Source organism: Enterobacter sp. DC1, from assembly GCF_000568075.1.
GTDB classification, from domain to species: domain Bacteria; phylum Pseudomonadota; class Gammaproteobacteria; order Enterobacterales; family Enterobacteriaceae; genus Enterobacter; species Enterobacter asburiae.
The window spans coordinates 34,757-58,954 of record NZ_AZUA01000003.1 but is presented as its reverse complement, the minus strand read 5'-3'; the positions used below and the strand labels follow the sequence as shown (position 1 = coordinate 58,954).

At 55.8% G+C, this 24,198-nt stretch carries 21 protein-coding genes; 9 read left to right on the top strand and 12 right to left on the bottom strand.

From position 1 onward, the window contains the following. Positions 1 to 657 precede the first annotated feature (657 nt). Both gltB and gltD read left to right on the top strand, forming a co-directional pair. The gene (gltB, locus tag P346_RS11475) at positions 658 to 5,118 is read left to right on the top strand and encodes a glutamate synthase large subunit (protein ID WP_032659681.1); all 4,461 of its coding nucleotides are present in this window, start codon (positions 658 to 660) and stop codon (positions 5,116 to 5,118) included. Between the two features lie 9 nt (positions 5,119 to 5,127). Next, a complete protein-coding gene (gene gltD, locus P346_RS11480) occupies positions 5,128 to 6,546 on the top strand; it encodes a glutamate synthase subunit GltD (RefSeq protein ID WP_023309377.1) in 1,419 nt (472 codons plus the stop codon). A gap of 27 nt (positions 6,547 to 6,573) precedes the next feature. On the opposite strand, the gene sspB is transcribed toward gltD, so the two are convergent. From sspB to zapE, 5 genes are all read right to left on the bottom strand, one after another. Next, positions 6,574 to 7,071 carry a ClpXP protease specificity-enhancing factor gene (sspB, locus tag P346_RS11485; protein WP_029740078.1) on the bottom strand — a complete coding sequence of 166 codons (498 nt, stop codon included), beginning with the start codon at positions 7,069 to 7,071 and terminating at the stop codon, positions 6,574 to 6,576. 5 nt (positions 7,072 to 7,076) lie between these two features. Beyond that, positions 7,077 to 7,715, bottom strand: coding sequence for a stringent starvation protein SspA (gene sspA / locus P346_RS11490; protein ID WP_023333624.1), 639 nt, complete (start codon positions 7,713 to 7,715; stop codon positions 7,077 to 7,079). A 308-nt stretch (positions 7,716 to 8,023) separates the two neighbouring features. Continuing rightward, positions 8,024 to 8,416: a 30S ribosomal protein S9 gene (rpsI, locus tag P346_RS11495; RefSeq protein WP_003860436.1), complete on the bottom strand. Its 393-nt coding sequence runs from the start codon at positions 8,414 to 8,416 to the stop codon at positions 8,024 to 8,026. 15 nt (positions 8,417 to 8,431) lie between these two features. Continuing rightward, positions 8,432 to 8,860 (bottom strand): 50S ribosomal protein L13, encoded by a 429-nt coding sequence (gene rplM, locus P346_RS11500; protein ID WP_006178824.1) that lies wholly within the window; start codon positions 8,858 to 8,860, stop codon positions 8,432 to 8,434. 292 nt (positions 8,861 to 9,152) lie between these two features. Next, positions 9,153 to 10,277, bottom strand: a complete 1,125-nt coding sequence (gene zapE / locus P346_RS11505; protein ID WP_032659678.1) for a cell division protein ZapE — start codon at positions 10,275 to 10,277, stop codon at positions 9,153 to 9,155. Positions 10,278 to 10,466: 189 nt separating this feature from the next. On the opposite strand from zapE, the gene zapG reads away from it, so the two are divergent. The 3 genes from zapG to degS all read left to right on the top strand — a co-directional run bounded on the left by zapG (position 10,467) and on the right by degS (position 13,563). After that, positions 10,467 to 10,865, top strand: a complete 399-nt coding sequence (gene zapG / locus P346_RS11510; RefSeq protein ID WP_008502832.1) for a Z-ring associated protein ZapG — start codon at positions 10,467 to 10,469, stop codon at positions 10,863 to 10,865. 171 nt (positions 10,866 to 11,036) lie between these two features. Next, a complete protein-coding gene (degQ, locus tag P346_RS11515) occupies positions 11,037 to 12,404 on the top strand; it encodes a serine endoprotease DegQ (protein WP_032659676.1) in 1,368 nt (455 codons plus the stop codon). Positions 12,405 to 12,495: 91 nt separating this feature from the next. Further along, positions 12,496 to 13,563 (top strand): outer membrane-stress sensor serine endopeptidase DegS, encoded by a 1,068-nt coding sequence (degS, locus tag P346_RS11520; protein ID WP_032659674.1) that lies wholly within the window; start codon positions 12,496 to 12,498, stop codon positions 13,561 to 13,563. Positions 13,564 to 13,620: 57 nt separating this feature from the next. On the opposite strand, the gene mdh is transcribed toward degS, so the two are convergent. Beyond that, positions 13,621 to 14,559: a malate dehydrogenase gene (gene mdh / locus P346_RS11525; RefSeq protein WP_023309387.1), complete on the bottom strand. Its 939-nt coding sequence runs from the start codon at positions 14,557 to 14,559 to the stop codon at positions 13,621 to 13,623. 397 nt (positions 14,560 to 14,956) lie between these two features. Here mdh and argR point away from each other — a divergent pair, with 397 nt between their 5' ends. The 3 genes from argR to yhcN (P346_RS11540) all read left to right on the top strand — a co-directional run bounded on the left by argR (position 14,957) and on the right by yhcN (P346_RS11540) (position 16,444). Further along, a complete protein-coding gene (gene argR / locus P346_RS11530; protein ID WP_023309388.1) occupies positions 14,957 to 15,427 on the top strand; it encodes a transcriptional regulator ArgR in 471 nt (156 codons plus the stop codon). Between the two features lie 375 nt (positions 15,428 to 15,802). Then, positions 15,803 to 16,066: a peroxide/acid stress response protein YhcN gene (yhcN, locus tag P346_RS11535; protein ID WP_023333629.1), complete on the top strand. Its 264-nt coding sequence runs from the start codon at positions 15,803 to 15,805 to the stop codon at positions 16,064 to 16,066. A 111-nt stretch (positions 16,067 to 16,177) separates the two neighbouring features. Next, complete coding sequence (gene yhcN, locus P346_RS11540) at positions 16,178 to 16,444, top strand: peroxide/acid stress response protein YhcN (RefSeq protein WP_032659672.1); 267 nt, start codon at positions 16,178 to 16,180, stop codon at positions 16,442 to 16,444. A 63-nt stretch (positions 16,445 to 16,507) separates the two neighbouring features. On the opposite strand, the gene P346_RS11545 is transcribed toward yhcN (P346_RS11540), so the two are convergent. The 5 genes from P346_RS11545 to aaeX all read right to left on the bottom strand — a co-directional run bounded on the left by P346_RS11545 (position 16,508) and on the right by aaeX (position 21,487). Next, positions 16,508 to 16,780 carry a barstar family protein gene (locus tag P346_RS11545; RefSeq protein WP_023309391.1) on the bottom strand — a complete coding sequence of 91 codons (273 nt, stop codon included), beginning with the start codon at positions 16,778 to 16,780 and terminating at the stop codon, positions 16,508 to 16,510. 45 nt (positions 16,781 to 16,825) lie between these two features. After that, positions 16,826 to 18,280: an NAD-dependent succinate-semialdehyde dehydrogenase gene (locus tag P346_RS11550; RefSeq protein WP_032659670.1), complete on the bottom strand. Its 1,455-nt coding sequence runs from the start codon at positions 18,278 to 18,280 to the stop codon at positions 16,826 to 16,828. A gap of 90 nt (positions 18,281 to 18,370) precedes the next feature. Continuing rightward, a complete protein-coding gene (gene aaeB / locus P346_RS11555; RefSeq protein WP_032659669.1) occupies positions 18,371 to 20,338 on the bottom strand; it encodes a p-hydroxybenzoic acid efflux pump subunit AaeB in 1,968 nt (655 codons plus the stop codon). Between the two features lie 5 nt (positions 20,339 to 20,343). Then, positions 20,344 to 21,276, bottom strand: a complete 933-nt coding sequence (aaeA, locus tag P346_RS11560) for a p-hydroxybenzoic acid efflux pump subunit AaeA (protein ID WP_032659667.1) — start codon at positions 21,274 to 21,276, stop codon at positions 20,344 to 20,346. Between the two features lie 7 nt (positions 21,277 to 21,283). Next, complete coding sequence (gene aaeX / locus P346_RS11565) at positions 21,284 to 21,487, bottom strand: p-hydroxybenzoic acid efflux pump operon protein AaeX (RefSeq protein ID WP_003860416.1); 204 nt, start codon at positions 21,485 to 21,487, stop codon at positions 21,284 to 21,286. Between the two features lie 179 nt (positions 21,488 to 21,666). Here aaeX and aaeR point away from each other — a divergent pair, with 179 nt between their 5' ends. After that, complete coding sequence (aaeR, locus tag P346_RS11570) at positions 21,667 to 22,593, top strand: HTH-type transcriptional activator AaeR (protein ID WP_032659664.1); 927 nt, start codon at positions 21,667 to 21,669, stop codon at positions 22,591 to 22,593. 77 nt (positions 22,594 to 22,670) lie between these two features. Here the strand turns inward: aaeR and tldD are convergent, their stop codons facing one another. Further along, a complete protein-coding gene (gene tldD / locus P346_RS11575; protein ID WP_032659663.1) occupies positions 22,671 to 24,116 on the bottom strand; it encodes a metalloprotease TldD in 1,446 nt (481 codons plus the stop codon). Positions 24,117 to 24,198: the final 82 nt, after the last annotated feature.

The window sequence follows — 24,198 nt, the reverse complement described above, 5'->3', positions numbered from 1 at the left end:
CAAGCCTGCCACTTTTAGCCTCTGTCGGCGATGACCTGGATCAATCGCCCTGGACGGCCTTTATCTATATGAATAAATACTCAGGATTACTGCAATTTCATTCACGCTATCCGTGATTACTTTTCCTTATGTTCTGATTGTTTTTTTCATTTATAGCGCCACCACTGAAAAACAGTGGGTTTATGCGGGTTTGCAGCCAATGCCAGATTATTATTCTGCTATAAAACTGCTATTCAGCACGCTACATTGATAATACCGCTTTCATATAGTGAGTCAGATCACACTCCGCTGCGTCCTGCCAGGGCATACAATCAATGTAAAAATAGTTAAATACCCTTTAATTACAATCAGATAAACTCTCTTTAGCACATTTTTGTATAAATAAGATTGCCATTTGACCTGTGTACCAATTCCCGATAAGTTGGAAATCCGCTGGAAGCTTTCTGGATGAGCGGCCTGCTCATCATATTTATGCAGTAATTGAGATTCCCTCTGAAGCAAGTCCTCAAACTTGTTTACCTGCGCGAAAGGATGAAAAAGAGGGCGAATGCGAGGTCCGCGTATGAAACGCAAACCCCGTCGCCATGCTCTTTCTGTGCCTGTGCGCCACGGTAAAGTTCAGTGGGAAGCCCGACGAGCCTGGGGAGGTTCACTGATATGTTGTACGATAAATCCCTTGAGAAGGATAACTGTGGTTTCGGCCTGATCGCCCACATAGAAGGCGAACCTAGCCACAAGGTAGTGCGTACTGCTATTCACGCACTGGCCCGAATGCAGCACCGTGGCGCGATTCTTGCCGACGGTAAAACGGGCGATGGTTGCGGCCTGCTGCTGCAAAAACCGGATCGTTTCTTCCGCATCGTGGCGGAAGAGCGCGGCTGGCGTTTAGCCAAAAACTACGCTGTCGGCATGCTGTTCCTGAACCAGGATCCTGAAAAGGCTGCCGCCTCACGCCGCATCGTCGAAGAAGAACTTCAGCGTGAAACCCTGTCGATTGTCGGCTGGCGCAATGTGCCAACCAACGAAGGGGTGCTCGGTGAAATCGCCCTCTCCTCGCTGCCTCGTATTGAACAGATTTTTGTTAACGCGCCTGCGGGCTGGCGTCCACGTGATATGGAACGCCGTCTGTTTATCGCCCGCCGCCGCATTGAAAAACGTCTCCAGGACGATAAAGAGTTCTACGTCTGTAGCCTTTCAAACCTGGTGAACATCTATAAAGGTCTGTGTATGCCGGCTGATCTGCCGCGCTTCTACCTGGACCTGGCGGACCTGCGTCTGGAATCGGCCATTTGCCTGTTCCACCAGCGCTTCTCCACCAACACCGTTCCACGCTGGCCGCTGGCTCAGCCGTTCCGCTACCTGGCGCACAACGGCGAGATCAACACCATCACCGGTAACCGCCAGTGGGCCCGCGCCCGTACCTATAAGTTCCAGACGCCACTGATCCCTGACCTGCACGATGCCGCGCCGTTCGTGAACGAAACCGGCTCGGACTCCAGCTCAATGGATAACATGCTGGAGCTGCTGCTGGCAGGCGGGATGGACATCGTGCGCGCCATGCGTCTGCTTGTGCCACCGGCCTGGCAGAACAACCCGGATATGGACCCCGAGCTGCGCGCGTTCTTCGACTTTAACTCCATGCACATGGAGCCGTGGGACGGCCCGGCGGGCATCGTCATGTCCGACGGCCGCTTCGCTGCCTGTAACCTGGACCGTAACGGTCTGCGTCCAGCACGCTACGTCATCACCAAAGACAAGCTCATCACCTGCGCCTCTGAGGTCGGTATCTGGGATTACCAGCCTGACGAAGTGGTAGAGAAAGGCCGCGTCGGCCCGGGCGAGCTGATGGTTATCGACACCCGCGGTGGGCGCATTCTGCACTCTGCCGAAACCGATCACGATCTGAAAAGCCGCCATCCGTACAAAGAGTGGATGGAGAAGAACGTGCGTCGCCTCGTGCCGTTCGAAGATTTATCGGATGAAGAAGTGGGTCGTCGCGAACTGGACGACGATATGCTTGCGAGCTTCCAGAAACAGTTTAACTACAGCGCGGAAGAGCTGGACTCTGTTATTCGCGTACTGGGTGAAAACGGTCAGGAAGCGGTCGGCTCCATGGGTGACGATACCCCGTTTGCCGTGCTCTCCAGCCAGCCGCGCATTATTTACGACTACTTCCGCCAGCAGTTCGCGCAGGTGACCAACCCGCCGATCGATCCGCTGCGTGAAGCGCACGTGATGTCGCTGGCAACCAGCATCGGTCGCGAGATGAACGTTTTCTGCGAAGCAGAAGGCCAGGCGCACCGTCTGACCTTTAAATCGCCGATCCTGCTGTACTCCGATTTCAAACAGCTCACCACCATGAAAGAGGAGCACTACCGCGCCGACACGCTCGATATTACCTTCGACGTGACCGAAGCGAGCCTCGAAGAGACGGTGAATTCGCTGTGTGACAAAGCCGAACAGATGGTGCGTAACGGTACCGTTCTGCTGGTGCTGTCCGACCGTAATATCGCGAAAAACCGTCTGCCGGTACCAGCCCCGATGGCGGTTGGCGCTATCCAGACGCGTCTGGTCGATAAGAGCCTGCGCTGCGACGCCAACATCATTGTGGAAACCGCAAGCGCCCGCGACCCGCACCACTTTGCCGTGCTGTTAGGCTTTGGCGCGACGGCGATCTACCCGTACCTGGCCTACGAAACGCTGGCACGCCTGGTGGATACCCGCGCGATCGACAAAGACTACCGCGCGGTGATGCTGAACTACCGTAACGGCATCAACAAAGGTCTGTACAAGATCATGTCCAAAATGGGCATCTCGACCATTGCCTCCTACCGCTGTTCGAAGCTGTTTGAAGCGGTTGGCCTGCATGACGAGGTCGCCAACCTCTGCTTCCAGGGCGTGGTCAGCCGCATCGGCGGCGCCGGTTTTGCTGACTTCCAGCAGGATCTGGTGAACCTGTCCAAACGCGCCTGGCTGGCACGTAAGCCGCTGGATCAGGGCGGTCTGCTGAAATACGTTCACGGTGGCGAATACCACGCCTATAACCCGGACGTGGTGCGCACGCTGCAGCAGGCGGTTCAGAGCGGCGAATACAGTGATTACCAGCAGTACGCTGAGCTGGTAAACAACCGTCCGGCGGCAACGCTGCGCGACCTCATTGCCCTCAATCCAGGCGATGAAGCGGTCAGCATTGACGAGGTTGAGCCTGCATCCGAGCTGTTCAAACGCTTCGATACCGCGGCGATGTCCATCGGCGCGCTGAGCCCGGAAGCCCACGAAGCGCTGGCGGAAGCCATGAACAGCATCGGCGGCAACTCTAACTCCGGCGAAGGCGGTGAAGATCCTGCGCGTTACGGCACCAACAAAGTGTCCCGTATCAAACAGGTGGCATCCGGTCGCTTTGGCGTGACGCCTGCGTACCTGGTCAACGCCGACGTGATCCAGATTAAAGTCGCTCAGGGTGCTAAACCGGGCGAAGGCGGCCAGCTGCCGGGTGATAAAGTTACCCCTTACATCGCCAAACTGCGCTATTCCGTGCCGGGCGTGACGCTGATCTCCCCGCCGCCGCACCACGATATCTACTCTATCGAGGACTTAGCGCAGCTGATTTTCGACCTGAAGCAGGTCAACCCGAAGGCGATGATCTCCGTGAAGCTGGTTTCCGAACCGGGCGTCGGCACCATCGCCACCGGCGTGGCGAAAGCCTATGCGGACCTCATCACCATCGCCGGCTACGACGGCGGTACCGGTGCAAGCCCGCTCTCCTCCGTGAAATACGCGGGCTGCCCGTGGGAGCTTGGCCTGGTGGAAACCCAGCAGGCGCTGGTGGCTAACGGTCTGCGTCACAAGATCCGCCTGCAGGTGGACGGTGGCCTGAAAACGGGCCTCGACATCATCAAAGCGGCGATCCTCGGCGCGGAAAGCTTCGGCTTCGGTACCGGCCCAATGGTTGCGCTTGGCTGTAAGTACCTGCGTATTTGCCACCTGAACAACTGCGCAACCGGCGTTGCTACCCAGGACGAGAAGCTGCGTAAGAACCACTATCACGGCCTGCCGTTCAAAGTAACCAACTACTTTGAGTTCATCGCCCGCGAAACCCGCGAGCTGATGGCGCAGCTGGGCGTTAAACGCCTGGTGGACCTGATTGGCCGCACCGACCTGCTGAAAGAGCTGGAAGGCTTCACGGCGAAGCAGCAGAAGCTTGAGCTGTCTAAGCTGCTGGAAACCGCGCAGCCGCACCCTGGCAAAGCGGTCTACTGCACCGAGAACAACCCGCCGTTCGATAACGGCGTGCTGAACGCGCAGCTGCTGCAGCAGGCGAAGCCGTACGTGGACGACAAGCAGAGCAAAACGTTCTGGTTTGATATCCGCAACACCGACCGCTCCGTGGGCGCCTCCCTTTCCGGCTACATCGCGCAAACGCACGGTGACCAGGGGCTGGCGGCGGATCCGATTACCGCGCACTTCAGCGGTACCGCGGGTCAGAGCTTCGGCGTGTGGAACGCAGGCGGCGTTGAGCTGTACCTGACCGGCGATGCCAACGACTACGTCGGTAAAGGCATGGCAGGCGGTCTGCTGGCGGTGCGTCCTCCGGTCGGCTCAGCCTTCCGCAGCCATGAAGCCAGCATCATCGGTAACACCTGCCTGTACGGCGCGACCGGCGGTCGTCTGTTCGCAGCAGGCCGTGCGGGCGAGCGTTTTGCGGTGCGTAACTCCGGTGCTATCACCGTGGTGGAAGGCATTGGCGATAACGGTTGTGAATATATGACGGGCGGGATTGTTTGCGTTCTGGGTAAAACCGGCGTGAACTTCGGCGCGGGCATGACGGGCGGTTTTGCGTACGTCCTGGATGAAGACGGTGAGTTCCGCAAACGCGTGAACCCGGAACTGGTGGAAGTGCTGGACGTTGATACGCTGGCCATTCACGAAGAACACCTGCGCGGTTTGATTACCGAACACGTGCAGCATACCGGTTCTTCGCGCGGCGAAGAGATCCTGGCGAACTGGCCGGCGTTCTCTGCGAAATTCGCGCTGGTTAAGCCGAAGTCCAGCGATGTTAAAGCCCTGTTGGGTCACCGTAGTCGTAGCGCAGCAGAGCTGCGCGTGCAGGCGCAGTAAGGAATTTAGATGAGCCAGAACGTATACCAGTTTATCGACCTGCAGCGTGTTGATCCGCCAAAGAAACCGCTGAAGATCCGCAAAATTGAATTTGTTGAAATCTACGAGCCGTTTTCAGAAGGCCAGGCCAAAGCGCAGGCAGACCGCTGCCTGTCCTGCGGTAACCCTTACTGCGAATGGAAATGTCCGGTACACAACTACATCCCGAACTGGCTGAAGCTGGCCAATGAAGGACGTATCTTTGAAGCCGCCGAGCTGTCTCACCAGACCAACACCCTGCCGGAAGTGTGCGGCCGCGTGTGTCCTCAGGACCGTCTGTGCGAAGGTTCCTGTACGCTGAACGACGAGTTCGGTGCGGTGACCATCGGCAACATCGAGCGCTATATCAACGATAAAGCCTTCGAGATGGGCTGGCGTCCGGATATGACCGGCGTGAAGCAAACCGACAAGCGCGTGGCCATCATCGGCGCGGGCCCGGCGGGCCTGGCCTGTGCGGACGTGCTGACCCGCAACGGCGTGAAGGCGGTGGTCTTTGACCGCCATCCGGAAATCGGCGGTCTGCTGACCTTCGGTATCCCGGCCTTCAAGCTGGAAAAAGAGGTCATGACCCGTCGCCGTGAAATCTTCACCGGCATGGGCATTGAGTTCAAACTGAACGTGGAAGTGGGCCGCGACGTGCAGCTCGACGATCTGCTGAAGGATTATGACGCCGTGTTCCTCGGCGTGGGCACCTATCAGTCCATGCGCGGCGGTCTGGAGAACGAAGATGCGCCGGGCGTGTACGACGCGCTGCCGTTCCTGATTGCCAACACCAAGCAGATCATGGGCTACGGCGAAACCGCCGATGAGCCGTTCGTCAGCATGGAAGGCAAACGCGTGGTGGTGCTGGGCGGCGGTGATACCGCGATGGACTGCGTGCGTACCTCCATTCGTCAGAATGCGGCACACGTGATCTGCGCCTATCGTCGTGACGAAGAGAACATGCCGGGCTCTAAACGCGAAGTGAAAAACGCGCGTGAAGAGGGCGTGGAGTTCCAGTTCAACATCCAGCCTCTGGGTATTGAAGTGAACGCCAACGGTAAAGTGAGCGGCGTGAAGATGGCGCGCACTGAGATGGGCGCACCGGATGCGAAGGGCCGTCGTCGCGCCGAGATCGTCGCCGGTTCTGAACACGTGATCCCGGCCGATGCCGTGGTGATGGCGTTCGGTTTCCGTCCTCACAGCATGGAGTGGCTGGCGAAGCACAGCGTCGAGCTGGATTCACAGGGCCGCGTAATCGCGCCAGAAGGTAGCGATAACGCGTTCCAGACCAGCAACCCGAAAATCTTCGCCGGCGGCGATATCGTTCGCGGTTCCGACCTGGTGGTGACGGCGATTGCCGAAGGCCGCAAGGCGGCTGACGGTATACTGAACTACCTGGAAGTGTAAAAAAACAGGCCCGATTGGGCCTGTTTTTTATTTCACGACGCGAAGAGCCGGACGACCACCGCGCGGAGGCGGATCGTCATCAGGGTCATTGTCGTCGTGACGATCGGGTTTATCGCCATCAATAAGTGACATCACCGTGTCGCTTTCGCGCTCATCGGATGCGTTGTCATCATTCAGGCTGGCAACATCTTCATCATACGCCGCTTCCGGCTCGAACATGGTACCCGCACCGTTTTCACGCGCGTAGATAGCCAGCACGGCTGCCAGAGGTACGGAAACCTGACGCGGCACGCCGCCGAAACGCGCGTTGAAGCGCACTTCATCGTTTGCCAGCTCCAGGTTACCCACCGCACGCGGCGCAATGTTCAGTACGATCTGTCCGTCACGCGCGTATTCCATAGGAACCAGCACGCCCGGCAACGTCACATCCACAACCAGGTGCGGCGTGAGCTGGTTATCCAGCAGCCATTCATAGAAGGCGCGCAGCAGATAAGGACGGCGTGGGGTAAGTTGTGACATTTCCACAGTCATTAGCCTCGGCCGAGACGCATTTCACGTTCCGGTTCAGTTAAAGATGCCAGGAAAGAGTCGCGTTCAAATACGCGAGTCATATAGCCCTTCAGCTCTTTCGCGCCAGGACCGCTGAACTCTACGCCCAGGGTTGGCAGACGCCACAGCAGCGGTGCCAGGTAGCAATCCACCAGGCTGAACTCATCGCTCAGGAAGAACGGTTTCTGACCAAACACAGGCGCGATAGCCAGCAGCTCTTCACGCAGCTGCTTACGCGCAGCGTCGGCTTCAGAAGCGGAACCGCTGACGATAACGTTCATCAGCGAGTACCAGTCTTTTTCGATACGCTGCATGTACAGGCGGCTTTCACCACGCGCGACAGGGTAAACAGGCATCAGTGGCGGATGCGGGAAACGCTCATCCAGATATTCCATAATGATACGGGATTCCCACAGGGTCAGCTCGCGATCCACCAGCGTCGGTACGCTTTGGCTCGGGTTGAGATCGATCAGATCCTGAGGCGGGTTATCCTTTTCCACATGCTCGATCTCAAAACTGACACCCTTCTCGGCCAGCACGATACGAACCTGATGGCTATAAATGTCAGTAGGACCAGAAAACAGCGTCATTACCGAACGTTTGTTGGCAGCGACAGCCATGAAAACCTCCAGGTATATTCAGAATTTTTACTGCTACCAGCCCAACAGGGGCCAGCCAGATGTTGTATCGCCCATCCCAGAGAAAACACATTGTTCAAGAAACGAACAAAAATCGAGTATTCACCGATATTTGGGCAGAAAATTGGATGATAGTTTACCAGATTTTGATGGCTTTGTGGTGAGGGGATTCTGGAAATGTGGAAAAAGAGAAGATATATGCATGGATATTGTGGATAACCTGCGCATTATCCATAAAAAAACCCGCCGAAGCGGGTTTTTCGCCAATCGTTCTGCGTAAGCAGAATGGATTAACGTTTGGAGAACTGTGGACGACGACGTGCTTTACGCAGACCCACTTTCTTACGTTCAACCTGACGCGCGTCACGAGTAACGAAGCCAGCTTTACGCAGTTCAGAACGCAGGGATTCGTCGTACTCCATCAGAGCGCGGGTGATACCGTGACGGATCGCACCTGCCTGACCGGAGATACCACCACCTTTAACGGTGATGTACAGATCCAGTTTTTCTACCATATCAACCAGTTCCAGCGGCTGGCGAACTACCATGCGGGCAGTTTCGCGACCGAAGTATTGTTCCAGAGAACGCTGGTTGATTACGATTTTACCACTGCCCGGTTTGATGAAAACGCGAGCTGCGGAACTTTTGCGGCGACCAGTGCCGTAGTATTGATTTTCAGCCATTGCCTATAATCCCGATTAGATGTCAAGAACTTGCGGTTGCTGTGCCGCGTGGTTGTGCTCGTTGCCTGCGTAAACTTTCAGTTTACGGAACATAGCACGACCCAGCGGGCCTTTTGGCAGCATGCCTTTAACCGCGATTTCAATCACACGCTCAGGACGGCGGGCAATCATCTCTTCAAAGGTCGCTTCTTTGATACCACCGATGTGGCCGGTGTGGTGATAGTACACTTTGTCAGTACGCTTGTTGCCGGTTACAGCAACTTTATCAGCGTTCAGAACGATGATGTAATCACCGGTATCAACGTGCGGAGTGTATTCCGCTTTATGCTTACCGCGCAGGCGACGAGCCAGTTCAGTAGCCAGACGGCCCAGAGTTTTACCGGTCGCGTCAACAACATACCAGTCGCGCTGTACGGTTTCTGGTTTAGCTGTAAAAGTTTTCATTAAAAGCTTACCCAAATAAATAAGTTACACGTTGGTGAACACCCAAACGTTTAGTCAGTTGAGGCTCACACGACAAAGTCCGGCAAACCTACCCCTTCGAATAGCACATGCCGACACATAGAAAGTTTTGGGAAAAAAACCTTCTCGTAACGTGGGGTCGCAAGATTATAGAGAAGTTGAGGTCAAAGATCGACCCTTAAATGCGATTTGGAATGGGTTTTTCGGGGGTGGGTATTGTGCGGTCTGGTGCCCTCACCCCCAGCCCCTCTCCCACGGGAGAGGGGGGCATTTGTTACGGCATATGCTCCAGCTTCAGGTATTCCTCGCTCTGCATCTCCTGCAGGCGCGACAGGCAGCGCTGGAACTCAAACTTCAGCCGCTCTCCCTGGTAAATCTCATATAAAGGTACCTCGGCGCTGACCACCAGCTTGACGTGGCGCTCATAAAACTCGTCCACCAGCGCAATGAAGCGCCGTGCTTCGCTCTCCATCAGCCGCGTCATCACCGGCACGTCCAGCACCATCACGGTGTGGAACAGACGCGAAAGCGCAATGTAGTCGTGCTGGCTGCGGGCATCCACGCAGAGCGTCGTAAAGGAGACCGCCAGCGTTTGGTTTTCGACGCCGAGTGTGGGCAGCGGTCGATGGTTAATCTCGAGTTCCGGGGCGTGCTCGCGTTTTGCCCCCGCCAGCGCCAGCCAGAGTGTATCCATCTCGCTGGTGGTCTCAGCATTTAACGGCGAAAGCCACAGATGCGCCTGGGTCAGCGTGCGCAGACGATAGTCAACACCGGCATCGACGTTCATTACGTCGCAGTGCTGCTTGATGGCATCGATGGCGGGCAGGAAGCGTGCCCGCTGCAGGCCGTTACGATAGAGCTCATCCGGCGGGATATTCGACGTGGCCACCAGCGTGATCCCGCGGGCAAATAGCGCTTTCATCAGGCCGCCTAACAGCATGGCATCGGTGATGTCAGACACAAAAAACTCGTCGAAGCAGAGCACGTCGGTTTCCGCCTTGAACCTGTCGGCCACAATCTCCAGCGGATCGCTTTTGCCCTGCAGTGCGGTCAGCTCTTCATGCACCCGCAGCATAAAACGATGGAAGTGCAGACGCTGTTTACGTGCGCCAGGCAGACTCAGATAGAACATGTCCATCAGCCAGGTTTTTCCGCGACCGACCCCGCCCCACATATATAAACCGCGCACCGGCGCGTGAGCCTGTGGCGCTTTTTTACCGAGCAACCGCCCAAACGCCGCCTTTAGCCCACCGTTCTGTTCGACTTCAGCGGGTTTTGTCGTGAGCTCCTGATAAATCATCTCCAGACGGTTTACCGCCTCACGTTGAACATCATCAGGCTGATGAGTGCCCTCGTTTAGGGCCAGTTGATATCGCGATGCAGGGGACAGGTTTTGCATAATCTTATTGTTATTCCTTCAATTAACGCTCACCAGCAGACGTGACTGATGAAAAAAAGGCCGTTCTACACTACGCGATGATACGTCAGGATTCCACTTCTGCAGAAATAGCGGTTATAGTGGCATTATCAGGCACAGGCAGGAGCCGAGCCAACACCCTACGGAACAACAAGACAACGGGAGAAGTTCATGACCTGGGAATATGCGCTAATCGGTTTAGTCGTCGGCATCGTCATCGGTGCTGTGGCCATGCGTTTCGGTAATCGCAAATTGCGTCAGCAGCAGTCACTGCAGTACGAACTGGAAAAGAACAAAGCCGAGCTGGAAGAGTATCGCGAAGAGCTGGTCAGCCATTTTGCCCGTAGCGCCGAGCTGCTGGACAACATGGCAACCGACTATCGTCAGCTGTACCAACATATGGCAAAAAGCTCCAGCAGCCTGCTGCCGGAAATGACCGCGGAAACCAACCCGTTCCGCAACCGTCTGGCTGACTCTGAAGCCGGTAACGATCAGGCGCCCGTTCAGATGCCTCGCGACTATTCCGATGGCGCGTCCGGCCTGCTGCGCGGCGGTGTAAAACGCGATTAATCGCACAACCTGAATTTATTTTACGGGCGCAGCGATTGCGCCCGTCCTTTCCTGATGACCCCAGCTATCATTTAGTTAAACACCTCATTGTTCAGCGGTTTAAAATTCAATAACATCAACGTGTTTTTGGGGCCGTTTTTCCTTTATTCCAGGTTACGAGAGTCAACATCGATGAAGAAAAAAAACCAGCTGTTGAGCGCTATCGCGTTAAGTGTCGGGTTATCTCTCTCGGCGTCCGTCCCTGTATTTGCCGCCATTCCCTCCCAGGTGCCTGGCCAGGCGGCCATTCCAAGCCTCGCGCCTATGCTGGAAAAAGTGTTGCCGGCGGTCGTCAGCGTTCAGGTTGAGGGCACCGCAGTACAAAGCCAACGCGTCCCTGAAGAATTGAAAAAATATTTTGGCGATGAGTCTCCGGACCAGCAGGCACAGCCTTTTGAAGGCCTGGGCTCTGGCGTCATTATTGATGCGGCAAAAGGCTATATTCTGACCAACAATCACGTCATCAGCCAGGCCGATAAGATCAGCGTCCAGCTGAACGATGGCCGTGAATTTGATGCCAAACTGATCGGCGGCGATGACCAGAGCGACATCGCGCTGCTGCAGGTGCAAAACCCGAGCAACCTGACCCAGATTGCCATCGCGGACTCCGACAAACTGCGCGTCGGCGATTTTGCCGTCGCCGTGGGCAACCCCTTTGGTTTAGGGCAGACCGCTACCTCCGGGATCGTCTCGGCGCTCGGGCGCAGCGGCCTCAATCTGGAAGGGCTGGAAAACTTTATCCAGACCGATGCCTCAATCAACCGTGGTAACTCCGGCGGGGCATTGCTCAACCTGAACGGCGAGCTGATTGGGATTAACACGGCGATTCTGGCCCCGGGCGGCGGCAGCATCGGGATCGGTTTTGCTATCCCCAGCAATATGGCCAAAACCCTCTCTCAACAGCTCATTCAGTTTGGCGAAGTCAAACGCGGGCTGCTGGGTATTAAAGGTATGGAGATGAGCGCGGATATCGCAAAAGCGTTCAATATCAACGTACAGCGCGGGGCGTTTGTCAGTGAAGTGCTGCCAAACTCCGGCTCGGCAAAAGCGGGCGTGAAATCGGGTGATGTGATCGTCAGCCTGAACGACAAACCGCTGAGCAGCTTTGCAGAACTGCGCTCCCGGATTGCCACAACGGAGCCAGGCGCCAAAGTGAAGCTGGGCCTGATACGTGACGGTAAGCCGCTTGACGTTGAAGTGACGCTGGATAAGAGCACCTCTTCCTCGGCCAGTGCGGAGCTTATCGCCCCGGCGCTGCAAGGGGCTACGCTGAGCGATGGGCAGCTGAAGGACGGTACGAAAGGCATTAGCATCGACACCGTCGAGAAGAGCAGCCCTGCGGCACAGGCTGGATTGCATCAGGATGACGTGATCATCGGTGTCAACCGCAATCGCGTGCAGTCCATTGCCGAACTGCGCAAGGTGCTGGAAAGTAAACCGGCGGTTATTGCCCTGCAGGTCATGCGTGGCAATGAGTCCATCTATATTCTGTTGCGCTAAGCATTTGCGACCCGGACATCACCGCTGCGTGTGATGTCCGGATAACTCATGTTATGCTGCAAATCGTTCCTATTTTAACGACACGCGCATCATGCTTTTAAAGCTCTTACGTTCTATTGTCATCGGTTTGATTGTCGCTGGCCTGCTGCTGCTGGCGCTGCCGTCTTTACGTCAGTTCAATAAACTGTCGGCTCCCCAGTTCGATAGCACGGATGAAACGCCGGCCACCTATAACCAGGGCGTCCGCCGTGCCGCACCTGCCGTGGTTAACGTCTATAACCGTGGCCTGAATGCTTCAGCCCATAACCAGCTGGAGATCCGTACCCTCGGCTCCGGCGTGATCATGGACGAGCGCGGCTACATTATTACCAACAAGCACGTGATTAACGATGCCGACCAGATCATCGTCGCCCTACAGGATGGCCGCGTGTTTGAGGCGTTACTCGTTGGATCTGACAGCCTGACCGACCTGGCCGTGCTGAAAATTAACGCCACGGGCGGTTTGCCGGTCATCCCGATCAACCGTAAACGTACCCCGCATATTGGTGACGTTGTACTGGCTATCGGTAACCCTTACAACCTGGGCCAGACCATCACCCAGGGGATTATCAGCGCGACCGGTCGTATCGGTTTGAACCCCTCCGGGCGGCAGAACTTCCTGCAAACCGATGCCTCAATCAACCACGGTAACTCCGGTGGTGCGCTGGTCAACTCGCTGGGCGAGCTGATGGGCATCAACACCCTCTCGTTCGATAAGAGTAACGACGGTGAGACGCCGGAAGGGATCGGCTTTGCCATTCCGTTCCAGCTGGCGACCAAAATTATGGATAAACTGATCCGCGACGGACGCGTGATCCGCGGCTATATCGGTATCGGCGGGCGCGAAATTGCGCCGATGCATACCCAGGGCGGCGGTATCGATCAGATTCAGGGCATCGTGGTTAACGAGGTGGCTCCGGGTGGTCCGGCGGCTAACGCGGGGATTCAGGTAAACGATGTCATTGTGTCGGTCAACGGCACGCCAGCGGTCTCCGCGCTGGAGACGATGGATCAGGTGGCAGAAATTCGCCCGGGTTCTATCATCCCTGTAGAGGTCATGCGCAACGATAAGAAACTGACGCTGCATGTGACGATTCAGGAATACCCGGCCACTAACTGACAGGCATAAAAAAACGGAGCGATAAGCTCCGTTTTTTTTACCGGGAGACGGTTCGTTTTACTTGTTAACGAACTCTTCGCCCAGGGTGATATCTTTCTTCAGCGTATCCAGCATGCCTTCCATCGCGTGTTGTTCAAACGCGCTCAGCGTACCAATGGATTTACGCTCTTCGATACCGTTTTTACCCAGCAGCAGCGGCTGAGAGAAGAAGCGAGCGTGTTCGCCATCGCCTTCAACGTAAGCGCATTCAACAACGCCTTTCTCGCCCTGCAGAGCGCGAACCAGCGACAGACCAAAACGCGCAGCCGCCTGGCCCATAGACAGAGTTGCAGAACCGCCACCCGCCTTCGCTTCCACCACTTCGGTGCCCGCGTTCTGGATGCGTTTAGTCAGGTCAGCCACTTCCTGCTCGGTGAAGCTCACGCCTGGGATCTGCGACAGCAGAGGCAGGATGGTGACGCCAGAGTGACCGCCGATGACCGGAACTTCCACTTCTGTTGGCTGTTTGCCTTTCAGCTCAGCAACAAAGGTGTTAGAGCGGATGATATCCAGCGTGGTCACGCCGAACAGTTTGTTTTTGTCGTAAACACCCGCTTTCTTCAGCACTTCTGCCGCGATAGCTACGGTGGTGTTCACCGGGTTAGTGATGATACCGATGCATGCTTTCGGACAGATTTCTGCAATCTGCTGCACCAGGTTTTTCACGATGCCCGCGTTGACGTTGAACAGGTCTGAACGATCCATGCCTGGCTTACGCGCCACGCCTGCAGAAATCAGCACCACGTCGGCACCCTGCAGAGCAGGACGTGCATCTTCACCGGAGAAGCCTTTGATTTTTACAGCAGTCGGAATGTGGCTCAGGTCAACCGCCACACCTGGGGTTACCGGAGCAATATCGTACAGGGAGAGTTCTGAGCCTGAAGGCAGTTGGGTTTTCAGTAGTAGGGCAAGCGCCTGGCCGATACCACCAGCAGCGCCGAGGACTGCGACTTTCATCCTAAACTCCTTATTATGGTTAACTTAAGTATCTGTAAATCCGTTGCGGCGACCATAATTCAGCAAGTAAATAATTACAATTTTCGTAGCTAAAGAATTTGAGGTCACGCGACTTTATCTCTCACCAGAAGACTATCTGACGACAGAGGGCAACGCTTTAAGAGGTGGTTACAATACACCCTGCCCTGCCACCAAAACAACATCATTTTGATAACATTTAATTTACTTTTAAGCTTATTTGCGCGGCGTGACCCAGGCATGTTTTCTGATAACGAAACCTGATAAAATCACTCCCTTTCATAACATTATTTCAGCCTGGCGCTGAGTAGATAATTTGCATAAAAATTCATCCACATGCATAATAATGTTGTTTCTATCGTCATATTCCGGGTGACTTATGCGAAGCTCGTCTAAGCAAGAAGAATTAGTAAAGGCCTTTAAGGCGCTACTCAAAGAAGAGAAATTCAGTTCTCAGGGAGAAATTGTTCAGGCGCTGCAGGAACAAGGCTTCGATAACATCAACCAGTCGAAAGTCTCCCGCATGTTAACGAAGTTTGGCGCGGTGCGTACGCGTAACGCCAAGATGGAGATGGTCTATTGCCTGCCGGCAGAACTTGGCGTGCCGACCACCTCCAGCCCGCTCAAAAACCTGGTTCTGGATATCGATCATAACGACGCCGTCGTGGTAATCCACACAAGCCCGGGTGCAGCGCAGCTGATTGCCCGCATGCTGGACTCGTTGGGTAAAACGGAAGGCATCCTCGGGACTATCGCCGGTGATGACACCATCTTTACCACACCGGCTAGCGGTTTCTCCGTGAAAGATCTCCACGAAGCCATTCTGGTTCTGTTCGAACAGGAACTCTAATCCCCTCTCCCCGTAGCGCCGCTGCGGGGATCGTTCTGCTTCCGCTGCGTTTCTCCCTCGTTTCCACTGCCATTCACTTTGACAAATAGTGCTTTTTACCACCCATTAGCATTCATCTGGTGAATGCTAAATCAAAAAATCGCACAAAAAATCAAAAGCTGATATCCATATGATTTTATTAGATATAACCAACAATAATGAACAAAAAACGCCCAATATTATGCAATTTGGTTATAAAAAACAGACTGGTTAACACGTAATAACAACAGAAACCATTAGTCTGGTATTAATTTTTAGCGTTATTAGTGTATACTTGATTTTGTGATGAGGGTCACGAAACAAGACCCCACTAAAAAATTCGACGAGGTAAGAATCATGAAAATCAAATCAACTGTAGCGGCGCTGAGCGTCCTGTCTGTCCTGTCATTCGGTGCTTTCGCGGCTGACGCTATCAATGCTGACCAGGCGCAATCCCGCCAGGCCATCGGTACGGTTTCTGTCGGCGCGGTCGGCACATCGCCAATGGACATGCATGAGATGCTGAACAAAAAAGCGGAAGAACAGGGCGCGTCATCCTATCGCATCATCGAAGCGCGTTCCGGCGACCACTGGCACGCCACCGCTGAGCTGTACAAATAAGTTTTAGTAATAGCTGAAAACGTAAATCTCCACTCAACGGCACCAGGCATAAAAATAGCGGTTCAACCCTTCTCGCCGTTGAGTAAAAAACCCTATTCAGGAGTAAAGACTATGAAAACCAAATTGATCATCGCAACCCTCGGTCTGGCATCCGTTCTCTCTTTCGGCGCAAGCGCAGCCGTACAGCAGGTAAATGCCGACCAGGCACAAAATCTACAGCGTATGGGCAGCGTCTCCGTAACGTCTGTCACCGGTTCACCGATGGATATCCGTCACGAACTTGCCGCCAAAGCTGAAAAAGCAGGCGCCAGCAGCTATCGCGTCACCGAACTGAATCAGGGTGACCACTGGCATGCAACGGCAGAACTGTATAAATAAACCCTCGTCGTATCTCATCATACGACTTGCCCCTGGCCTCATGGTCAGGGGCTTTTTTTTCATTCAATGCCGCGCGTTAAAGCGCAGCTGCCCTTCAAGCTCTTCTTCCGCTTCATCGAACAGTAATATCAGCGCGCCAAAACGTCTTCGCAGCTTATCGGGCAAATGGATGAACTCAATTTCCAGCGGTAGCGGCAACTGACTGCCGGTGACCACGTCCCACAGCGTATCCAGATTCGTCACGCTTTCCCGTTCAAGATCAAACGCCCGGATAAATTCACGGTAGAAGTCTTCCTGACTGTCGATCTCGTCAAAATCAAACGTATAGGTTTTCATTGCCAGCCACCCAGTCCAGGCGAGCGGCAGATGCCGCCCTGTCTATTATAATCCCCCAATATGCAGGGTTTTAACTTCCAGATACTCTTCCAGCCCCAGCACGGAGCCCTCTCGTCCAAGGCCTGACTCTTTTACGCCGCCAAAGGGCCCGAGCTCCGTGGAGACGGCGCACTCGTTGATACCGATCATCCCGCTCTCGATGGCCTGTGAAACGCGGAAGACCCGTGAAAGATTCTGGGTGTAGAAGTAAGCCGCCAGCCCATAGGGCGTGTTGTTGGCGCGCTGGATAACCTCATCTTCCGAGGTGAAACGGAAGCACGCCGCCACCGGGCCAAACGTCTCTTCTTCTGCCAGCTTCATACCTTCATGGCAGTCGCCCAGTACAGTTGGCATCCAGAAATTCCCGCCAAGCGGATGGGGCTTACCTCCAGCCAGTACGGTTGCGCCCCGGGCAACGGCATCGTCGACATGCTCACGCACCTTGTTGACCGCAGAAGGTTCAATCAGCGGCCCGACGACCACCCCCTCTTCGAGACCATTACCCACCTTCAGCGCCTTCACCGCATCGGCGAGTTTATTCACAAATTTGTCGTAGACGGTTTCCTGAATATAAAAACGGTTCACGCTGACGCAGACCTGCCCGGCATTGCGGAACTTGTTGGCGATCGCGCCCTTAACCGCCGCGTCGATGTCAGCATCCTCAAAAACGATATACGGGGCATTTCCCCCCAGCTCCATCGAGACTTTTTTCATGGTTTCTGCGGCGTTACGCACCAGCGTTTTGCCGACGGATGTTGAGCCGGTAAAGGAGATTTTACGCACGTCGCGGCTTGCCATGATCGCATCGCTGATTTCATGCGTATTCCCGGCTACGGCGTTGAGAACACCGTCGGGCACACCGGCCTGTTTCGCCAGCGTAAGCAGCGCAAAGGCGCTGAGCGGCGTGTTATTGGCCGGTTTAATGACCCCGGTGCATCCTGCTGCCAGCGCCGGGCCTAACTTGCGGGTGAGCATCGCCATCGGGAAGTTCCACGGCGTAATCGCCGCGACCACACCAATAGGTTCACGGGTCGCCAGAATGCGTGAGCCGGGTTTTATCGGCGGAATAATTTCACCGTTCGCGCGTTTGGCCTCTTCGGCAAACCACTGGATAAAGCTGGCGGCGTACTCGACTTCTCCTTCCGCCTCTTTCAGGGGTTTGCCCTGTTCGGTGGTCATCAACCGCCCGAGCCAGCTTTTATTCTCAATAATCAGTTCGTACCAGCGGTAGAGAATGGCCGAGCGTTCTTTCGCGGTTTTGGCACGCCATGCCGGGAAGGCCTGGGTAGCCGCTGCGATAGCGTCTTCGGTTTGCGCTTTACCCGCTTTTGCGACTTTAGCAATGACCTCACCGGTCGCGGGGTTCAGCACATCAAAGGTTGTATCCAGCGTTTTCCAGATTCCGTTGACCAGATAACCGGTCTGAAAAAGGATGTGGTCCTGAAGCGCCTGCGTCGTCATGTGTTCTCCCTTTCTGAAATGTAAGAACGTGCTGGAATAAGTATAGCCACAAAAAAACCGACGCTTTTGGCGTCGGTTTTTTTACTTCTGTCAGTTATCGGTGAGGGCATTCTGGTAGCGATGCAGCATAAACACCAGCCGTCCTACCGGCTCGGTCACCTGAGGCGGCGCCTCCCAGTGCTTGAGCTTTTCCTGATAGGTATCGAGCTCTTCAAGCAGCTGCGTAAAGTAGCGACGCCGTTTGTCATCGCTGCTGGCGGAAAGCACATGATCGGCGGTACGACGCAGCTGGCGGTGGTATGCCGACAGATCGTCGTTGATCGGCACGGGCGCGTTACGCAAACGCTGGTGTGCGATGATCATGGTTAACGCCAGGCGGAACTTCGCGATATCGCCCGGGAACTTGTTCAGCAGCAAAAACAGCTGCTGGTAGAGCGCGGGCAGGTGGTTCTCTTTACGGCGCGCGGTATTGGTTGTCAAAGATGACACGGCAGCCGACACGAACTGGTTCAGCAGCACGCGGCCCGTTCTTGCCTGCGAGTTATCCCGCACCAGCAGTATCACCATCATGGCCAGGAAGCAGCCCACCAGCTGGCCTAACGCGCTGTCGAGGAACTGGCTGAAATGGAAGGTCATCGGGTTATCGAGCACGATGATGTTAATCGTACTCGCCAGCGCCCCCAGCGATCCCAGGCGCCGCTTTTGCACTTCAATGCCGATAAAGAACGCCATTACCGCCAGGCTAATACAGAGCAGCAGCATGCTCTGTTGCGTCGACGGGATGATGACCAGGAAATAGAGCGCGCCTATCGGCAACGCGGCAATGGTGCCATAGAGGAAATCAACGGCGACCATACGTGGATTAGGCAGACGCATCGCCAGTGCGGTCACGACGGCAATCATCACCATCGCGCCGCTGCCGGATGTCCAGCCCGTCCACAGCCAGAACAGCGTGCCGAGCATGCAGGCAAGGGTCGTACGCCAGAAGTTGACCATGGCGTGATGGCGCTCGGCGGATTCCGCCTTGATCACCACTTCCCCCTGCAGCACCTCTTCTTCCGCCGCGCTGATTTTGGTGTTGCCGATCACGCCGCGCTTCAGCAGCAGATAGCGCGTCGCGGCGCCGACCCAGGTGTAAATAGTTACCGGCGTTTCGCGCTCCCCGGTCCAGGCAATGACACGGCGCATGCGCTTAAGCTGCTTATGCACGTCCTGCACGGTTTCCACCGGCTCGGCAAACAGTTCGCGGAACGTATCGGTGACCGCTTCCGGCCGGGTGTTCTGAATCAGATAGGTTTCACATGCCTGGGTAATTAGCGTCAGAGAGACGGTGTTAAGGGCTTTAAGGCGTCGATTCGCGCGGGCCCAGCGCGAAGACTCCATATTAAGGTTGCTGCGCATTCCTTCCAGCGCCTGCGTACGGCGTACCAGCCCGCTCCAGGCTTTATCCACCTCTTCGCTGTCGCCGTGCTTAATGCACAGCTGCATCAGCTGATACTGGGCAACGATCAGCGCGTCAAGCTCACGGTCGACTTCCTGCTTGATGGAGCGCGGGGAGAAAAGCAGGTCAGCGACGATCGCGCTGACTATACCAATCACAATCTCGCTGCAGCGCTCAACAGCAAACTGCGGGGCCAGCAGCGGCTCGGACTGGATGGTGATGATAATAATCAGCGCGGTATAGCCCGCCAGCCCCCAGGCGTAGGAGTTCTCTACTTTCACCAGAGACGAGATCCAGGTGCAGAAACCCGCCCAGATGCAGCAGACCATCAGCATCAGCAGCGGGGTGCGGATCATCAAAATAATAATGGTCAGCGCCGCGAAACAGCCGATAAACGTCCCGATGATACGCAGCATCCCGCGATAGCGGATCGCGCCTGAATAGGGCTCCCCGCCCGCGGCAAAGGCAGGGCCCGCCGCGACAATCGCAGCCGTCAGCACTGCCCAGCGAGGGGTTTCAAGCTGGAAGTGAAAGCCGACAAACAGCGCCAGCACGATGGCGCACGCCAGCTTAACGGCGAAGCGAATGTGCTGGCTGGCGATGGAAAAGATACCCATGGCGATTAACCAAACTCGCGCAGGCGGTGGGCAATTTTACGGAAGAACGAGTCCTGGCTGGCATCCCGGTCCTTTTCACCGGTGATCACCACCGTCGCCGTGGTACCCGCAGGCCACAGATTTCCCTGCTGTTCATCCAGGTGGATGCGCACCGGCACCCGCTGGGCCAGACGCACCCACTCCAGGTTGGAATCGACCGTCGCCATCCCTTTTGCATCGTTAGAGCTGCTGGAGTTAGTCACCCCTGCGGCAACGCTGTCGACGGTGCCTTTAAAGACGCGGTTGCTGCCGAGCGGCGTAATTTCCGCCCGGAACCCCGGGCGCACGCCTTCCAGCTTGGTCTCTTCCATATAGGCGAGCACGTAGAAGGAGTTCTGTTTAACCAGCGCCACGGCGGTAGAGCCGCGGGTAATGAATTCCCCGGCATAGACGTTAAGGTTGGTCACCCAGCCATCGGACGGCGCGCGGATCACGGTGCGCTCGAGATCGAGCTTCGCCAGATCGCGCGTTGCCTGCGCTTTCGCCAGCTGGTGCAGCACGGTTTGCAGCACGTTGTTGGACTGGTCAATCTCTTCACGGGACATTGCCTGAACGCCCAGCTGATTACGGCGGCCAGCCTCGCGGCGTTTCTCCGCAGCGAGCGCCTGATAATAGGCCACGTCCGCTTCCGCCTCTTCCAGCGCTTTCTGGTAACGAGGCTGGTCGATGGTGAACAGAACCTGATCTTTTTTCACCAGCTGGTTATCGTGGACGTTGACCGCCGTGATAAGACCGGCCACGTCAGGGGCTATTGCCACCACATCGGCGCTGAAGCGTGCATCACGCGTCCACGGTGATTCGGTGTAATAAACCCAGGCGCGGAAAATAGCGATGAAGGCGAGGATAACCAGCGCCATTGTGATGGCAGTGCGGGAGATTTTTCTTGTTAGCGTTTTCACATCAACCTCAGACAAACATGCGCGATATCAGATAAAACAGGCAGCAATACAGCGCGGTATTGAACAATGCAGGGTGCCAGACGAAATCGTAGATCCCGGTAGGGACCAGCACCTTGCGCACCAGCCAGAAGATCGCCAGTGATAAAAGAAGCTCGAAAAATATCGGTGGGAACGACAGACCGAACACCACGATAACGGGAAACAGACTCATGTTGACCTTGATAAGAGAGAGTGCAGGCTTCAGAATTTTTAAGCGCACGCCACCGCGGGAGAGCAAGAAACGCCGGGCGAGAATGGCGCAGCCGTTATGTAATTAATAATATATTAACGTAACTGTTATGCTGTTATCTATAATATGTGATCTAAATCACTTTTAAGCCAGAGTGAACAATGGAACGTTTAAAACGCATGTCGGTCTTCGCCAAAGTGGTTGAGCTGGGCTCTTTTACCGCCGCTGCGCGCCAGCTTCAGATGAGCGTCTCATCCATCAGCCAGACGGTGTCCAAACTGGAAGATGAGCTTCAGGTCAAGCTTCTCAACCGCAGTACCCGCAGCATTGGGCTGACGGAGGCGGGTAAAATTTACTATCAGGGCTGTCGCCGCATGCTGCTTGAAGTGCAGGATGTTCACGAACAGCTCTATGCCTTCAACAACACCCCTATCGGCACGCTGCGCATCGGGTGTTCTTCAACTATGGCACAAAATGTTCTCGCTGCCATGACGGCGGATATGCTGAAAGAGTATCCCGGGCTTACCGTCAATCTGGTGACGGGTATCCCGGCGCCGGACCTGATTGCCGACGGGCTGGACGTGGTGATCCGCGTCGGCGCGTTGCAGGATTCCAGCCTGTTCTCGCGCAGGCTGGGCAGCATGCCAATGGTCGTCTGCACCTCGAAAAGCTATCTGGCGCAGTACGGCGTTCCGGAGAAACCCGCCGATCTCACCAACCACTCGTGGCTGGAGTACAGCGTGCGGCCCGATAATGAATTTGAGCTGATTGCCCCGGAAGGGATTTCTACCAAACTGCTGCCGGAAGGGCGGTTTGTCACCAACGATCCGATGACGATTTCACGCTGGCTGGTGGCCGGCGCCGGGATCGCCTACGTGCCGTTAATGTGGGTGATCAACGAGATCAACAGCGGCGTGCTGGAGATCCTCTTCCCGCGCTACCAGTCCGATCCGCGCCCGGTGTACGCCCTGTATACCGAAAAAGACAAACTCCCGCTCAAGGTACAGGTGTGTATTAACTATCTGACCGAGTATTTTGTCGACGTGGCGGAGCTGTTTCAGGGGATGCGGGGGAGAAGGAAAGAGTAGGCCTTTTTCCAAAAGGACGAGGGAGAAAAGACAGCGCCGAGCAGTTCCCTCTCCCCTTTGGGGAGAGGGTCAGGAAATTACGCCGTGCCGCCCACCGTCAGGTTGTCCACCTTCAGCGTTGGCTGGCCTACGCCAACCGGCAGGCTCTGGCCCTCTTTACCGCAGACGCCCACGCCGTTATCCAGCTTCAGATCGTTACCGACCATAGAGATCTGCTGCATGGCTTCGATACCGGAGCCAATCAGCGTCGCACCCTTCACCGCTTTGGTCACTTTGCCTTTCTCGATCAGATACGCTTCTGACGTGGAGAAAACAAACTTACCGGAGGTGATGTCCACCTGGCCGCCGCCAAAGTTCGGCGCAAAGATACCGTAATCAACGGATTCGATAATCTCCTGCGGCGTGGAATTGCCCGGCAGCATGTACGTGTTGGTCATGCGCGGCATCGGCAGATGCGCGTAAGATTCACGGCGTCCGTTGCCCGTCGGCGCGACGCCCATCAGGCGAGCGTTGAGTTTGTCCTGCATGTAGCCTTTCAGCACGCCGTTTTCGATCAGCACATTGTACTGGCCTGGCGTACCTTCATCATCGATAGCCACCGAGCCGCGACGATCGCGCATGGTGCCGTCATCCACCACGGTGCACAGCTCAGAGGAGACAAGCTGCCCGATTTGACCGCTGAACACGGACGTCCCGCGACGGTTAAAGTCGCCTTCCAGGCCGTGGCCTACGGCCTCGTGCAACAGCACGCCCGGCCAGCCAGCGCCCAGCACCACCGGGAATGAGCCCGCCGGCGCCGCGACGGCATTCAGATTCACCAGCGCCATGCGCACGGCCTCTTTCGCCCACGCGTCAGCGCGTGCTTCACCGTCAACGTCGCCCAGGAACCAGTCATAGCCGAAACGACCGCCGCCGCCGCTTGAGCCGCGTTCGCGTTTACCGTCGTCATCGACCTGCACGCTGATTGAGAGACGCACCAGCGGGCGAACGTCTGCCGCAAGGGTACCGTCCGTTGCCGCAACCAGAATCAACTCATACACACCGCTCAGGCTGGCAGAAACTTCCTGCACGCGTTTGTCCGCCGCGCGGGCGACTTTGTCTACGCGACGCAGGATATCCAGCTTCTCTTCACGGCTCATGCTCTGCAGCGGATCGATGCTGGTATAGAGCGCAGAGTGCTGCACTTCTCCCAGGGTTTTCACGCGGCCATCGCCGGTATCACGCACAATGGTACGCGCGGCCTGCGCGCTCTGCTCAAGTGCGGTGAGGCTAATCTGATCGGCATAGGCAAAACCGGTTTTCTCGCCGCTGACGGCACGGACGCCGACGCCCTGGTCGATGTTGTAGGAGCCATCTTTGATGATGCTGTCTTCTAAAACCCAGGATTCGTGATAGCTCGACTGGAAATAAAGGTCGCCGTAGTCGAGACGGCGTTCGGTCAGTTGACCAAGAATGGAGAACAGGTCCTGATGGCTCAGGCCGTTCGCTGCGAGCAAATGTTCACTTACCAGGTTCAGACTCATCGTATTGCTACTCGTTCGTTGCCGCCCGTGGCGGTATAAAGATCGTATTTATTGAGAGTGAGGCAATTACCTGCCCACGTCA

Bases quoted from the DNA above. Each gene is read 5' to 3' on its own strand.
- gltB (WP_032659681.1), top strand. From the start codon at position 658: ATGTTGTACGATAAATCCCTTGAGAAGGATAACTGTGGTTTCGGCCTG.
- gltD (WP_023309377.1), top strand. From the start codon at position 5,128: ATGAGCCAGAACGTATACCAGTTTATCGACCTGCAGCGTGTTGATCCG.
- sspA (WP_023333624.1), bottom strand. From the start codon at position 7,715: ATGGCTGTCGCTGCCAACAAACGTTCGGTAATGACGCTGTTTTCTGGT.
- rpsI (WP_003860436.1), bottom strand. From the start codon at position 8,416: ATGGCTGAAAATCAATACTACGGCACTGGTCGCCGCAAAAGTTCCGCA.
- rplM (WP_006178824.1), bottom strand. From the start codon at position 8,860: ATGAAAACTTTTACAGCTAAACCAGAAACCGTACAGCGCGACTGGTAT.
- zapE (WP_032659678.1), bottom strand. From the start codon at position 10,277: ATGCAAAACCTGTCCCCTGCATCGCGATATCAACTGGCCCTAAACGAG.
- zapG (WP_008502832.1), top strand. From the start codon at position 10,467: ATGACCTGGGAATATGCGCTAATCGGTTTAGTCGTCGGCATCGTCATC.
- degQ (WP_032659676.1), top strand. From the start codon at position 11,037: ATGAAGAAAAAAAACCAGCTGTTGAGCGCTATCGCGTTAAGTGTCGGG.
- degS (WP_032659674.1), top strand. From the start codon at position 12,496: ATGCTTTTAAAGCTCTTACGTTCTATTGTCATCGGTTTGATTGTCGCT.
- mdh (WP_023309387.1), bottom strand. From the start codon at position 14,559: ATGAAAGTCGCAGTCCTCGGCGCTGCTGGTGGTATCGGCCAGGCGCTT.
- argR (WP_023309388.1), top strand. From the start codon at position 14,957: ATGCGAAGCTCGTCTAAGCAAGAAGAATTAGTAAAGGCCTTTAAGGCG.
- yhcN (WP_023333629.1), top strand. From the start codon at position 15,803: ATGAAAATCAAATCAACTGTAGCGGCGCTGAGCGTCCTGTCTGTCCTG.
- yhcN (WP_032659672.1), top strand. From the start codon at position 16,178: ATGAAAACCAAATTGATCATCGCAACCCTCGGTCTGGCATCCGTTCTC.
- P346_RS11545 (WP_023309391.1), bottom strand. From the start codon at position 16,780: ATGAAAACCTATACGTTTGATTTTGACGAGATCGACAGTCAGGAAGAC.
- P346_RS11550 (WP_032659670.1), bottom strand. From the start codon at position 18,280: ATGACGACGCAGGCGCTTCAGGACCACATCCTTTTTCAGACCGGTTAT.
- aaeB (WP_032659669.1), bottom strand. From the start codon at position 20,338: ATGGGTATCTTTTCCATCGCCAGCCAGCACATTCGCTTCGCCGTTAAG.
- aaeX (WP_003860416.1), bottom strand. From the start codon at position 21,487: ATGAGTCTGTTTCCCGTTATCGTGGTGTTCGGTCTGTCGTTCCCACCG.
- aaeR (WP_032659664.1), top strand. From the start codon at position 21,667: ATGGAACGTTTAAAACGCATGTCGGTCTTCGCCAAAGTGGTTGAGCTG.
- tldD (WP_032659663.1), bottom strand. From the start codon at position 24,116: ATGAGTCTGAACCTGGTAAGTGAACATTTGCTCGCAGCGAACGGCCTG.